This is a genomic window from Rhodopseudomonas julia (genome assembly GCF_030813515.1).
Classification (GTDB): domain Bacteria; phylum Pseudomonadota; class Alphaproteobacteria; order Rhizobiales; family Afifellaceae; genus Afifella; species Afifella julia.
This window is the reverse complement of sequence record NZ_JAUSUK010000002.1, coordinates 360,425-373,528: the sequence shown is the minus strand read 5'-3', so window position 1 is coordinate 373,528 and position 13,104 is coordinate 360,425. Positions and strand designations below refer to the sequence as shown.

The window sequence follows — 13,104 nt, the reverse complement described above, 5'->3', positions numbered from 1 at the left end:
CTCCGGCGGCAACCGTTGAACAACTTGTTCGATAAGTGAGAAAGACAGCCACCGGCAGCCGGGTGAGAGGCAACTCCGAGCCGGATTACGGCACGGCTCCGGCAAACAAACGAAACCCGCCAACACCCGTCCCCGCAGGGCCGAGGGTAGCACCGCCCGGTCCGAAACCCGCACGCGACACTAGCCGGAGCACAGTGGGTCGCATTAGGGAAGGACAGTTTGAGGCCACTCGTAAATTACGGCACGGCCGCGCCTACGTGATTCGCCCGACGGGTTAACGGGCGCCCCAGCCACATGTGACGGCTTTACGCAGGGCCTCGGATCATTTCAGAATCACAACTTTAAGATAATTGAGATGCAATAGACCAAATTCGCTTTACGCTCACTCTTGCTGCCCCTGTCAGAGATTTAGAGGTCCTTGACATGGCTCTTAAACCTCAATTCCGTTTGCTTGGAATTGCCACGATCAGTCGGCCTCTCGTGGGTCGGTGCGGGTGGGGATGCGGATTGCCGCAACTGGATAGAAAATCGGAAACCGCCTTGCGAAGGCGGCTGTCCGTATGTCCTTCTATTGCCCTACTCGGGGGGGAAGCAGCATGTTCTCAAAATTCAAATATGAGCGAATTCCTTTATCATTAATCAAACTCGATCTTCGTAACCCGCGCATCGTTACCCAGCAGCTCCTGCAGAGCGAAGACGAGATCGTCCGCTATTTCTACGAGCACGAAGGGCTTGCGGCGTTCCTGAAGAAAATCGGGTCCGAAGGCCGGAACCAGGGCGCCGAGCGACCCTACGTTGTACGGTCAGGAAAGGAATACGTCGTCATCGAAGGCAATACGCGTATCGCCACCTACAAGCTCATCACCGGCCAACTAACTCCGCCCGACGAATTCGCCAACACCGTTCCCCACCTTCCAACCGCAGTGAAGGAGGACATGCTCAGCGTTGATTGCACAATCGCACCATCCCGCGATGCCCTACTGCCCATCATGGCATCAGCGCATTTCGGCGTCGGGGATAAAAATAAATGGGGCTATCTCGGCAGCCGAAAGGCCGTCTACGACGAGAGGAAGTCCGGACGCAGCATCGCACAACTGGCCTCTGCATTCGATCGCAAGCAAGGTCAGATCCGCGATCTAATCCTCGAGTACCAGCTCTATCTGGAAGCACTCAAACTGCCTTGGACGGAAGCTGAAAAGCAGGAACTCCTGAGCCCCGCGGTGGAATTTAACCCGCCCGTCCGCTTTCTCCAGAGCAAGGGACATCTTTCAGCCGTCGGCGTCAATTTCGACCGCATCAATCTGACCGTCACCTTCGAGTCCGAGGAGGCCAGGAACCGATTCAAGCACCTCGTCAAAAAACTCGTGGTGAACCCCGAAAGAGGACTGGGCGCCACGGCGACCTACAAGGAAGTCTTCGCCGACTATACTCCCACGACGCCAGCCAGCGATGAGAATGGCAACGCGGACGGGAAAACTGGAAAACAAAACAATAGCCAACAAGAAGCCCAAGGCGCTTCCAGCGGAACCACCGGCTCAAACTCGGCCGCGGAAGGGGATGACACGCCCCCCGATGCTGGCGGAAACGTCAAGGGGACGGAGAAGGGTAAGAAACTCTCCAAGGGCGCGCTGTTTAACTATACCGTCAACAGCAACAATTTGCTCCACACAAAGCTAATGAAGGAGGCAGGATCTCTCAACACGATCAACTATCCGGCGGCCGGGACGGCCTTGTTACGCAGCATCCTCGAAGCCATCCTCAAAGGCATTATAGAGGATCAAGGAGCCAATCCAGCCAAGAGCCTTCTCAGCCTCGATACAGCACTTGATATCTGCCTAGGAAATAAGGTCTCCCTCGGTGCAGATGACAGAAAAACCTTAAAAGAATTTAAGAAAAGTCACATTGACTACGTAAATCTCGGCACGCACGCAACAATTATTCCAAACCACACGCGTTTGATTGCCGCCAGAGACTGCATAGACCAGTTCGTGATGAGGAACATATAGTGCTAGTCTCGCCCCTCCGCTATCCAGGCGGAAAATCTAAATTGTTTGAATACTTTGCAGAAGCGATCAAGGCAAACGATCTGTATCGGATGACCTATTGCGAACCCTATGCTGGTGGCGCCGGACTGGCGCTCAAGCTCCTCTCCGCCGGCTTCATCGAGCGAATTGCTCTGAATGACATCGACGAATCGATATACGCGTTCTGGCAGGCCGTCCTCAACACCCCTGACGCGTTCTGCTCGCTGATCGAAGACGTTCCGCTGACGATTGACGAATGGCGGCGGCAACAGGAGATATGGCGAGCCCGCGACCTGTCCGATCCGCTGCATCTCGGTTTCTCCGCGTTCTTCCTGAACCGTACGAACCGCTCCGGAATCATTGAAGGTGCGGGTCCGATCGGCGGTTATGCACAAGAAGGGCCATGGAAAATAGGCGTCAGGCTGAACAAGCCACAGCAGATCAAACACATCCAGGCACTGCAGTTTTTCCGCAACCAAATCGAGATCTCAAACAAAGATGCACTCGATTTCGTGGCCCTTCAGTTCAATCAGCCAGACACATTCTGCTATCTGGATCCTCCGTACTACTCAAAGGGTAGCAAACTTTATCGAAATTTCTATAGACATGATGATCATCTCGAGATCCTGATGCTACTCGAACTGAACCGACATGCCAGGTGGGTCGTATCTTATGATGACGTTCCGCAAATCCGAGAGATCTACAAGCACTTTGAACCGATCTCGTATTCCCTGAACTACAGCGCCGGCAGCAATCCTGCAGGCAGGGAAGTTATTTTTTTCAGCGACGCACTGAAGGCGCCCTGCGTGAAGGGGTTTGAGGGAAGCGCCGCCGCTTGACTCCCTCGCTGCGGTACGAGAGCAGCAGCTTTCTGTCAGTTTCTAATCCAGATCTGTCGGTGTCCTTTCAACCTATTCTAGCATCACCCCTACCCGCAAAACTCCTTCGACTCCTTCGTCCAGGCGCCAAACCCCGTCGCCACCATGTTGGTGATGACGGCGCAGACATAGCGCTTCTGCGCCGGGTTGTTGTTGGGCCCGGCATGGTAGCGGGCAACCGCGAGCGTCCAGCTGCCCTCGCGCTTGCGAAGATTGGTCAAAAACCGCGCCGCGTAATCGACGTTCTTCTTCGGATTGAACATGTCCGCCGGTGAGGCAAAATGTTCGGAATGGAAATGGTGGTTGATCTGCATGCAGCCCATGTCGATCAGCTTGGAGCCGGCGGCGCGCGAGCGTTTGAATTCCTCCAGCGCGTCGGCCACGCTCTTGCCGAAAAACGGGCGGCCGTGAATGTTCATGGCATAGGGCTGCAGCGAGCCTTTTCGGCCCGTCTCCGTCAGCCCGACGGCATAAAGAACGCCGAGCGGCACGCCATATTTCTTCGCCGCGACCGCCATTTCGCGCTCGCAGATATTGCCGCCCGCAGCCTTCCCCGCAGCCTTGCCGGCCGCGCCGGCCCCGTCGCCGAGCGTGGCGGCCGCCCCCGCCGCCCCGCAGGTCGCCGCAATCAGGCTAAACGAACAGGCCGCCGCGAGAGCGGTTTTCCTCAGAAGCCTGGCCATGTCTCTGCTCCTCTGGGGTTTGGGTCTGTTGTCCGCCGCCATTCTGGCCGCCGGTTCCGTTCTCGCCGGCCCCGCCCTGTTGCGTGCCGGCCTGCGGCCCGCCGTTCGCGGAGCCGTTGCCCATCGCAAACGCGATGCCGGAGCGTGCCGCATTCGACGATGTATCGATCTGCGGCAGCGCGCGTTCAGACTGAATGGTCACGCTGTCGGGCTCCTGCCCGGCCGCCTTCAAGATCTCCGACAGCTTGTGGCTGTCCTCTTCCAGCATGCGGGCGGTCTCCGGCCGGCTCGCCTTCAACGTCACCGAAAGTTCGCCCTGGCGCATGCGAAGTTCCACCTGAACGGTGCCGAGCGATTCCGGCTGCAACTGGATGCGCAACAGCCGCGCCGGGCTGTTGAACGCCTGCTGCGCCGGCGAATTGGCCGACGCCGCGGAATTGGCCGAGCGCCCCGTCTCCGAGGTCTGCGATCCGCCGCCCCCGCGGTTTTCTGCGACGATCGCATCCGCGATCCGCTTCAACTCGCCGCCCGGAAGCCCGGCATTGTCCCCGTCGGCCCCGGCCTCGGCCAGGTCCGCGGTCCGGGCCGTTGCAGCGCGAGTCTCGGCCAACTTCGCCGAGAGTGCGGCTTCTCCCCGCTCCTGCGTGCCCGCCCGGCCCTGACCGCGCGCCTCACGCCCAAGCACCAGCTCCGGCCCCGCCGCCTGCGTGCTAAGCCCTTCCGCAGACACGGTTTTCTGCGACAGCTCGGCGGTCGAAAGCGCCTGTGCGAAGCGCGATCCGGGCGTCAGCACCGGCGCGAAGTTCGTTTCCTGCTGGATCACGTCGACGCGGTGCATGACGTAGGGAGTTGTCCCCGCCTCGCCGGAAAGTTTATATCCTTCAAAGGCTTGCGTGACGGCACGGGCGCCGGGGAAGAGCCCCGTGGCGCCATTCTGCGCTTTTGCTCCGCCTGTCTCGTTGGTTTTTCCCGCCTCCACGATGTTCGCGAGCGCATCCGCCGCAAAATCGATGGTTTGCGCAGATTTTTCGCCCGATTTCGCCTCTTCAGGGCGAGATTTATCCTGCGTTTTTGCGCTCTCCTCGGCGGGGGCAGACGCCTGCAGGTCTGACGAAATCTCTTTATCCGTCAGTGTGTTAGCGCCGTCTTCCGTGACCTCGGCGGCCTTATCCGCCGCGGCCTCCCCGGCCGCCTTCGCCGCCGCTTCCTTGTCGCGTTTTTGCGCCTCGGCCCGACGCATGGCGATCCGCGGGTCTTCGTCGGAAGTCTTTGTTTTCGTTTGGTTTTCCTGGCCCTCCGCACCGGCGATACGCCGCCTCAGCCGCGCCGCCGCATCCTCGGCGCCGCCGGCCTCGTCGGCCGCGGTTGCGTCATCGCCATGCGCAGCGCCGTTTTTCGCAGGAATATCAGCATCTTGGCTCTGCGTTTGCGGGCTTTTCTCCGGCTCCGCAGCGCCGTTCTGCATGAGCTTCGCGAAGCCGTCCCCCGCCTCCGCCGCGCCCTTCCCGCCCGCACTCGCCTTGCCATCCGGCCGCGCCGGCCCTGTGAGAAAAGGTAGATCAGCCACGTTCATTGGGCTCCCCCGAGCAGTTCATCGGCCGCCTCAACCGCCTGTTGGGCGCGCGCGATGGTGGGATTTGTCTGAGAAAATTCATCTTTTAATTCAGCAGCTTGCGGCGACGCAGCGGCGCTCGCCGGGGTCGCATCCGCAGCGGTTTCGTCCGCCGGGCGATCGGCGGCCACATCCGCCAGTGTGACCTGCGGTGCCCTACGGATGCTGTCGGCAATCCCCAAAACCACGTCGAGAAGATCCCGGTCCGCCTCCTCCAAAAGATTGCGGTCGATCTCTTTGAGAGCGGCGCTTGCGCCGTCGAACGTCTCCACCCCGACAACAGAAACAGCCGCCCTGTAAAGGCGCGCCTGCTCCTTGGCGGTCTCGCCGAGATCGCTCATGGCGAGAACCCGGTCGGCCGCAAAGCGTGCGATCGGCGCCTTTGCCTGCACGACGGCAGCGCGGGCGATGATCAGATAGAGCTCCTGACGCGCCTCCGGTTCCATGTCGCTCAAAATGTCGTCAAGCCTCGGTAATTCCTCAGGATTATCGACAAATTTCATGCGCGTGAGCGCGGTCGCGAAACGCTGCCGGAAATTGCCCGCATAGACCGAGTGACGGAAGCGCTGCAGATACTGGCGCGACAGGAGAGCGAATTTCTCAACCTGCTGCAGCTCCGCGACGACGAGGATCTCGCGCCGCAAAGCCGCTTCCTCAGCCAGGGTGCCCGGGGCGAGCAAACGCGCCTCGTCGAGGAGCGCGGCTGCGCGCACAGGGTCTTCCGCCACGACGAGAGCGGCCTGGGCGATGGCGACCTGACTTCCCATCGAGGTGAAGTTCCTGGCCTTCACCTCCGCCAGTGCTTCCTTCGCAGCCTGCGCCCGCCCCTCTGCGTAGGCAAGCGCACCTCGCATCAATTGTTCGTCGATGGCCGGCAGTTGTTCCGAGCGCAAAATGTCCCGCAGCACAGCAGGCCTGCCGCCGCTCAGCACATAGCCAACGAGCGACACTGCATTGCGTGAATCCTGCCAGGTCTCCGGTGGCGCCTTGCGGAACTCGACTTCAATACGATCGAGGACCTGACGCTGTTCGGCCAGCGCCTCCGTAGATCCTTGAGCGATCCGATCCTGCGCACTCTGCAGGTCACGGAACAGGGAGGCAGCATCCAGCCCGGGACGTGCGGTGACTGGCAACGGCTCGAACGTCTCCGCTGCACCACCATGACCATCATCGCCACCGGACGCAGGCTCCGTTTCACCTTCACCATGACCTGCTTCGTTTCCTCCATGCGTATCGCTCGCCGCGTGTTCATCGGCGCCGCCTTCGGCCTTGTCGCCGGCGTGCTGGCTGCTCTGGTCGTGGTCGACGCCGTCAGCGCTGTGGCTAGCCTCCGTCTTGATGCCTTCCTGAGCGTGCGCATCCTTAGAGCCATGATCGCTCCGGCCAGCCTCCGCCTGATGAGTGCCCGTATCGCCAGTGTCGGCGTCGGCCGCTTCGCCAGGCGCATCATGCTGGGCCGAGTCCAAATGAGCGCGATCATCCGTCGTTAGATGGCCTGGCGCTTCGATGGCAGGCACGGTCTCGCTCGGCCGTGATCCATCCTGGGCTTTCGAGGCATCGCCGACCTCATGAGAGACGTCGTGGGGTGTATCTTCCTCAGGATAGACGCTCGCACTGTGGCTTTCGACCGCTCCAGCAGCAGGAGCAGAGGGATTCTCATCTCCAATGCTGTTTTCATATGTCTGTTCAGATGCCTGTTGGTCAGCCGGCTTTTCAGACGCTGGACCATCTTCAGTGTGGGCGCCTTCGGCAATTCCGGGCCTGCCCGCAACTTCGGCACTTCCATCGTCCGGCCTACGAGAGAACGGGTCCGCCGCATCATCGCCTGAGCCCGAAACGGAAACCGGAGCGACGTCCTCACCAGAACCGGGAGCCCCGGCCGCCCCGGCTTCGGCCAGACCCGACACGTCACTATCAGAGCTGGGAGCCAAGAGCATTTCACCGCCCATCGTTTCCTCCGGAACGATAGGGGTCGGCTCTTCGCTCTGGGTTACAGGCTGCTCAGCACCCGCACGCTCGGCATAGGCAGCCTTGGCGTTCTGCTCGGCGGCATCTGTGACGGCAATATCGTCTTCCACGGGTTCAGATTGCAGGCCGTCACCGAGTGCCGCGTCACCTTGAGCGTCCGGTACGCGTGCCGCAGCGCCTTCCTCCATGCTCTGAGAAGACGTAGCCTCTCCCCGAGCCTCCAAGACAGGTTCAGCGTCAACATCAGCCCCAGCGACGGCGTTTTGAGCGATATTACCTTCGTTCGCTTCAGCGGCGATCGGTCGTGCGCGCGGCAGCCGGGGTGCTGCCGCAGGGGTTAGCCGGCTTGCCTTCGCAGGCTGGTCGTTAGTCTCAAGCCCGGGATCAAAGCTCGGTGCCGGCATCGGCGCGGGCGGCTCTTGCTCACGTCCGAAAAGCCTGAGACCTCGCGAGAAAATCGACGCCCGGTTGCCTCCATCCGTGGATGACGGCAGATCAAGCACACGCGCCGGGCGCAAACGATCCGAGCCCGTCTGCGCGAAAACAGCAGTCGGCACGGCTAAGAGAAGAAGCAGCAGCGCAGCACCGACGTGCTTGCACCTCATGACACGCATCACGCCGGCTCCTTGAGAAGGATCTCGATACGGCGATTTTCTGCCGCATTCGGGTCTTCAGGATTTTTGAGGTTGCGATCGGCAAAACCTTCGATCGCACGGATGCGTGTCTCCGAAAGACGCCCCCGGGTCAGCATATAATAGGCCATATGGGCACGTGCCGTTGACAGACGCCAATTGTCATAGGTCGGCGAACGGAAGGGGCGTCCGTCGGTATAGCCTCGAACGATGATATCCCCCGGACGATCCACCAGAAGCTCCGAGACGCTTTCCATCGCGACCACGACGACAGGCTTCGGAATGGCCGAACCAATTTCGAACATGGAGAAGTTCATTTCATCGGTAAGGCTGATCAGGATTCCCTCAGGCGTCGCCTGCACGCTGATGTTCGGCGCATCGAGCTCGCCGAGCTTTTTCTTGAGCTCCGCCTGAAGCTGAGCCTCCATCTGGGCAGCTTCAATCCTCTCGGCCTGGCTCACGCCCTTAGCGGAAGCCGGCACGACCTGAGGAAAGAGCGCAGGCTGATCATAGGAAGCGTCTGCTATATCCTTGTCGCTCGCCGCAGTGGCGTCTAGCCGCCGATCGCTCGGTCTTTCAGCGATCTTTTTGACGTCGCCCGGCTTTTTCGTCTTCGACTGAGACGCTGGCTGCATCTGCCAATAGACCGGATCGAAGGGATCACGATAGACTTCGCCGCCCGTCACACCGACAATACCCGTCTCGCCAACAGGCGCTTCCATAGTCGCGGGATCGGCCGGCGGCACCTCATCGGCAAGCTCAGCCAGGACGAGATATGGATCGCTGAAGGCCGCCTGCTCAGCGGTCATCGTCGCATCGACCGCAGGACGGTCGATCGGAGGCGCGTTACCCTCGGCACCTCCGGCGCTTTCGCCTCGGGCCTCCTCTTGAGCGGCAGCGTCACGTTTTGCTTCTTCATCCTGACCGTGTCCGCCTTCGAGCGGACCCGGGGTACCGCGCTCATCGCCATCGCCGGTACGCCTGCTCTCGCTATCGCCTTCCCCAATCTCCTCCGGATTGTTGAGCCCCTTCCGATCGGTGATGCTGGCCGAAAGCTTGACGGGATTGAAGTAATTCGCGATCGACTTCTTCACCTCTTCGTCGGTCACGTTGATCAACCACATGATCAAGAAAAAGGCCATCATCGCGGTCATGAAGTCAGCGTGCGCAACCTTCCACGCGCTCGAGTGAGCCTCATGCTCTTCGTCCTCGTAACGCTTGATGATGATGAGTTCTTGATGTTCCTTTGCGTCGTCAGACATTTCCGGCCTCGCTGATCGCCAGCGACACGCGCTCGCGCCAAGCTTGCAACTGTGTCTCAATGATGGTGGCGCCGGCGGTCACCCGCACATCCGGCCCCTCCCCCATACTGAAATCGATCCCGTTCCCCATCTCGCCGAGGCGATCCTTCACCGCATCAAGAAGATCCTGCGGACCCACCACTTCGAAGACCGGCTCGTCCTCCCGGCTCTTCATGTCGAGGATCATGGCGGACAGGTCGGCGACGGCCTTTTGGGCAATTGCGGAACCGATCAGAGGCACCAAAATCGCGGCAACAGCTTCGCTGAGGCTTGCATTGAGTTCGCCAAAAGCGAGACCGATACGCTCTGCGATCTTTTCTGCTTCCTCGGCCACCCAATTCGCGCGCTTTTCTTCGAGCTCTGCAGCGAAGTCGGACCGTGCCTCCGTCACGGCAATCTCCTTTTCGCGGCGACCTGCGACAAGCCCTTCCGCAAACCCGGCTTCTCTCGCTGCCGCCAAGGCCTTTTCAGGATCCTCTTTAGGAGGCTTCGCAGCGAAAATGCTCGCCAGGGTCGGCTCAACACGCGGCTTTTCTGCAGGAAACTCCGGAAGAACCCTGCGCAAGCTGCGGCCTGCCTCGGGCTCATCGAAGTCGGGCAGAAGGCGGACAAGAGCGTGCATCATCATGCTCCTTCCACGCGCATCCACTGCCGCAGGATCGTCGCCGCCTGCTCTTCGTCAAAGTCGATAATCTGCTCGAGACGTTTCTGCGGCGTGCGGTTCTTCTTGCTGGTCAGATCTTCAATCAGATTAACCTGTTCCGGAGGTGCAAGACCTGCGACGTGACCATCGGCCATATCCGTTTCATCCGGGCCAGGAAGCATCCCAGCAGCCGCGTCGCCTTCAAGAGCGAGTGCACCGGCCTCCATGGCCTGACCGCGACCGAGGACCGTCTTCAGCGTTGGACGAAGCCCGAACCAAATCAGCAATATGGCCATAATCAAGATAGTCCCGGCATTGATCAGCGTGCCGCTCTGACGCATCAGAACTTCACCAATCGAAGGCCCTGCCACGGGCTCAAGGTCTTTGCCACCATCGGCAAACACGACGGAAGACACCTTGAGCTGATCGCCACGCTCTTCATCGAAGCCTGTGGCCGACTGGACGAGCTGCTCGATTTCCATGAGCCGAGTTTCGATCGGCATCACGTCCGGCTGCCCCTCATCTGCCTGCAACCGCGCCTGATTGACGAGGACGGCAATGGACATGTTCTCCACCTCATAGCCGTCATGAACGGTCTCAACCTTCTTCGAGGAGATCTCGAAGTTCGTGAGCTCTTCGCGCCGCTCATTTTCCTCGTTGGAGCTATTTCCGCCGCCAGCGGCCATCTGCGCGACCGGGATGTTCTGCTGCACGGTCGCAGCGGAATCGGTCGTGCTATTTTGACTGGTGCCAGCTTCCTTCACGACACGCACGGAGCGCTCCACCCGGGATTCCGGATCGAAGATGACTTCGCTCACCTGCTTGCGGTCAGTGTTGAGACGAGTGGAAACGCTGATCTGAAAATTGTCGTAACCGAGATAGGGCGTCAGCGTGCGTCGGATCTTTTCTTCCAGTTCGCGATCTACTCGCCGCTTGAGATCATCCATCAGACCACCGCCTGAGGCGGAAGGATCATCGCCAGAGACGAGCACAACCCCGTCGGTATTGAGGACGGTGACGGCATTCGTATCCATGCCTGGCAGCGACGCGGCAACGAGGTGGCGAATGGCGTTGGCAGCCGTCGTATCGTCGGGAAGGCGCGTACGGATAACGACTGAAGCGGATGCCTTCTGCTGGTCGCGCCTGAACGACGCGCGATCGGGAAGGACGATGTGGACGCGCGCCGCCTTGATCCCATCCATGGTCTGGATGGTGCGCGCAAGCTCGCCTTCGAGGGCCCGCACACGCGTGACATCCTGCATAAACGATGTGAGGCCGAAGGAGCCGAGCTCGTTGAAAAGCTCGTAGCCGGAATGAGTGCTCTGGGGCAGGCCCTTTTCGGCGAGAAGCATCCGAGCACGGGCCGTGTCGGCGTGACCGACGAGCACGGACGTACCGTCTGGTGCAACGTCGAAACCGATGCCACTATCTTTCAGCACGGAGCCGATCTGCCCGACATCTTCGCGACTGAGACCGCTGTAAAGGATCTCCCGCTCCGGCTTGCTCAGGTAGAAGGCACCGAGACCGATCGCCAGAAGCACGGTCGCGCCCACAATTCCCAGGGCTGCAAGCCGCCGGCCGCCGAGCCCAGCGAGATTGGCCCACAGCTTATCCATCTGCTCGCGCGCGTTCATCAAGTCTCCCCACGCCATACAGTCTTGCATTGCGTCTCATGGGGATTTGACGTGATAAGCTTGCCTCAGCGTTGCATACGAAAAAAGCCACGCTCCTTTCGGAGCGTGGCTCTCTTGGTCCGCCTTCACGGGGGAGGAGCGTGAGGCGAAACCTTGGAAGGTTCTTACCTCGCTATCTTCACCTCGCTTAACGGAAGAGCGACAGGATGTTCTGGCTCGAGGAGTTGGCGATGCTGAGCGACTGCACAGCCAGCTGCTGCTGGGTCTGGAGAGCCTTCAGCTTCGTGGATTCCTCTTCCATATCCGCGTCGACCAGGGCGCCAACGCCCGTGTCAATCGTGCTCATCAGCGTCTTCACGAACTCCGTCTGCATGTCGATGCGGGTCTGAACCGTACCGAGAGAAGACGCAGCCGAGGTCACCTGACCAAGCGCCTCATCGACGACCTTCATGAAGTTCTGCACTTCGGTGCCGGAGGCCGACGAGATGTCGATCGTGGCAACGGAGGCAGCACCGGCCGAAGCCGCCGAAGTCGTTACGTCGGTGGCCGACAGGCCGAGTGAAGCGACAGTGATACCGGTCGTGCCGGCAGTCGTAGCACCAGAGATGCTGAAGTTGTCGGTGGACGAGAACTCAACCTGGTCGGAGCCGTCCAGAACCACGTTGATGCCCTCAATACCGGCATCCTTCAGGGCCTGAGTGTAGACCGCCGCAAGATCGGCATTCGAACGGATCGAGGTGTCAGACAGGCCGGCATCCGCCAGAGTCTGCTGAGTGATCTCGACCGTCTTGGCCGGAGCGCCGTTCTGCGACACGCTGAAGCTGATCTTGTCGTCCGCCGCAGCAAAGTCCACTGCAGTCGTCTCGACCGTCGCCGCAACCAACGAATTGGAGGTGTAGGTATTCAGGTCGATCGTCTTGTCGAGGATACCGAACTGAGAGGTACCATCGCCATAGAGACGGGTGTCCGTGATATCGACGTCGATGGTGCCAATCGCAAGCTTGTTGTTGGCATCACGCGACAGAGACGACACGATCTCCTTGTTGAAGGCCGTGCTGGAGCCCGTGCTCAGCCAGTTCTGGCCGGAGAACGAAGCGGATTCCGCAATCGTCTTCAGCTGGTCCTGGTAAGCCGAAATCTGCTCCTGAACCTTCGCCCGGTCGACACCTTCGCCCGTCGCAGCACCAAGGCTCGCCTTGATTTTGGTCAGGACTTCTTCAGCCTTGGAGAGGCCGGTATACGCCGCATCGACGGTGGCCGAGCCCATGCCAAGAGCGTCCTTCACGGCCGACATGGCCTGATTGTCGGAACGCATGGTCGTGGCGATGGACCAGTAGGCGGCGTTGTCGGAAGCGGTGTTCACCCGCAGGCCGGTGGAAACCCGGTTGTTCGTCTCGTCCAGGTTGGAGTTGATCGAACGCAGGGTCTGCAGGGCGACCATTGCGGAGGTATTGGTGATAAGGCTAGACATAATTGATGTCCCTTCAGACTAAGTGTCAGAGATATTGATGGGGACATGCCGGGCTTTCACCGGCATGGCAGGGCGGCATCATGCCTTTGGTGGGACGGAGCACTCGGCTTCCGTATCTGCTGCCCGTGTCGAGCAACCAACCTGCCATGCATGAAGGTGTAGCAGCGCAAGCTTGCGCGAGGCTTGCAGGCGCGCCGGTTTTTCGAACGGCTGCGCGAAAAAGTCTCTGGTCGCAGCCGATTCTCAAAACAAAACGGC

10 protein-coding genes are annotated in these 13,104 nt (G+C 60.3%); 3 read left to right on the top strand and 7 right to left on the bottom strand.

Annotated elements, in window-relative coordinates:
- Positions 1-596 precede the first annotated feature (596 nt).
- Both J2R99_RS10900 and J2R99_RS10895 read left to right on the top strand, forming a co-directional pair.
- Positions 597-2,006: a hypothetical protein gene (locus J2R99_RS10900; protein ID WP_307154506.1), complete on the top strand. Its 1,410-nt coding sequence runs from the start codon at positions 597-599 to the stop codon at positions 2,004-2,006.
- Positions 2,006-2,863, top strand: coding sequence for a DNA adenine methylase (locus J2R99_RS10895; RefSeq protein ID WP_307154505.1), 858 nt, complete (start codon positions 2,006-2,008; stop codon positions 2,861-2,863). Before J2R99_RS10900 ends, J2R99_RS10895 begins: the two co-directional genes overlap by 1 nt.
- An 89-nt stretch (positions 2,864-2,952) precedes the next feature.
- On the opposite strand, the gene J2R99_RS10890 is transcribed toward J2R99_RS10895, so the two are convergent.
- The 3 genes from J2R99_RS10890 to J2R99_RS10880 are packed head-to-tail and all read right to left on the bottom strand — an operon-like array spanning position 2,953 to position 6,330.
- Entirely contained in the window at positions 2,953-3,585 is a 633-nt protein-coding gene (locus J2R99_RS10890) for a transglycosylase SLT domain-containing protein (protein WP_370872349.1), read from the bottom strand.
- A complete protein-coding gene (locus J2R99_RS10885; RefSeq protein ID WP_307154504.1) occupies positions 3,536-5,152 on the bottom strand; it encodes a flagellar hook-length control protein FliK in 1,617 nt (538 codons plus the stop codon). The genes J2R99_RS10890 and J2R99_RS10885 overlap by 50 nt, the downstream gene beginning before the upstream one ends.
- A gap of 2 nt (positions 5,153-5,154) precedes the next feature.
- Positions 5,155-6,330, bottom strand: coding sequence for a MotC family chemotaxis protein (locus J2R99_RS10880; RefSeq protein ID WP_307154503.1), 1,176 nt, complete (start codon positions 6,328-6,330; stop codon positions 5,155-5,157).
- A 27-nt stretch (positions 6,331-6,357) separates the two neighbouring features.
- Between J2R99_RS10880 and J2R99_RS10875 the strand changes: the two genes are divergently transcribed.
- Positions 6,358-6,687 (top strand): hypothetical protein, encoded by a 330-nt coding sequence (locus J2R99_RS10875; protein ID WP_307154502.1) that lies wholly within the window; start codon positions 6,358-6,360, stop codon positions 6,685-6,687.
- A 1,091-nt stretch (positions 6,688-7,778) separates the two neighbouring features.
- Here J2R99_RS10875 and J2R99_RS10870 read toward each other — a convergent pair.
- The 4 genes from J2R99_RS10870 to J2R99_RS10855 form a co-directional block, all read right to left on the bottom strand.
- Complete coding sequence (locus J2R99_RS10870; protein WP_307154501.1) at positions 7,779-9,059, bottom strand: flagellar motor protein MotB; 1,281 nt, start codon at positions 9,057-9,059, stop codon at positions 7,779-7,781.
- Positions 9,052-9,726, bottom strand: coding sequence for a FliH/SctL family protein (locus J2R99_RS10865; RefSeq protein WP_307154500.1), 675 nt, complete (start codon positions 9,724-9,726; stop codon positions 9,052-9,054). The genes J2R99_RS10870 and J2R99_RS10865 overlap by 8 nt, the downstream gene beginning before the upstream one ends.
- Positions 9,723-11,375 carry a flagellar basal-body MS-ring/collar protein FliF gene (gene fliF / locus J2R99_RS10860; protein ID WP_307154499.1) on the bottom strand — a complete coding sequence of 551 codons (1,653 nt, stop codon included), beginning with the start codon at positions 11,373-11,375 and terminating at the stop codon, positions 9,723-9,725. The genes J2R99_RS10865 and fliF overlap by 4 nt, the downstream gene beginning before the upstream one ends.
- 187 nt (positions 11,376-11,562) lie before the next feature.
- A complete protein-coding gene (locus J2R99_RS10855; protein WP_255701295.1) occupies positions 11,563-12,846 on the bottom strand; it encodes a flagellin N-terminal helical domain-containing protein in 1,284 nt (427 codons plus the stop codon).
- Positions 12,847-13,104: the final 258 nt, after the last annotated feature.

Bases quoted from the DNA above. Each gene is read 5' to 3' on its own strand.
- fliF (WP_307154499.1), bottom strand. From the start codon at position 11,375: ATGAACGCGCGCGAGCAGATGGATAAGCTGTGGGCCAATCTCGCTGGG.
- J2R99_RS10855 (WP_255701295.1), bottom strand. From the start codon at position 12,846: ATGTCTAGCCTTATCACCAATACCTCCGCAATGGTCGCCCTGCAGACC.
- J2R99_RS10875 (WP_307154502.1), top strand. From the start codon at position 6,358: ATGACCATCATCGCCACCGGACGCAGGCTCCGTTTCACCTTCACCATG.
- J2R99_RS10870 (WP_307154501.1), bottom strand. From the start codon at position 9,059: ATGTCTGACGACGCAAAGGAACATCAAGAACTCATCATCATCAAGCGT.
- J2R99_RS10900 (WP_307154506.1), top strand. From the start codon at position 597: ATGTTCTCAAAATTCAAATATGAGCGAATTCCTTTATCATTAATCAAA.
- J2R99_RS10865 (WP_307154500.1), bottom strand. From the start codon at position 9,726: ATGATGATGCACGCTCTTGTCCGCCTTCTGCCCGACTTCGATGAGCCC.
- J2R99_RS10890 (WP_370872349.1), bottom strand. From the start codon at position 3,585: ATGGCCAGGCTTCTGAGGAAAACCGCTCTCGCGGCGGCCTGTTCGTTT.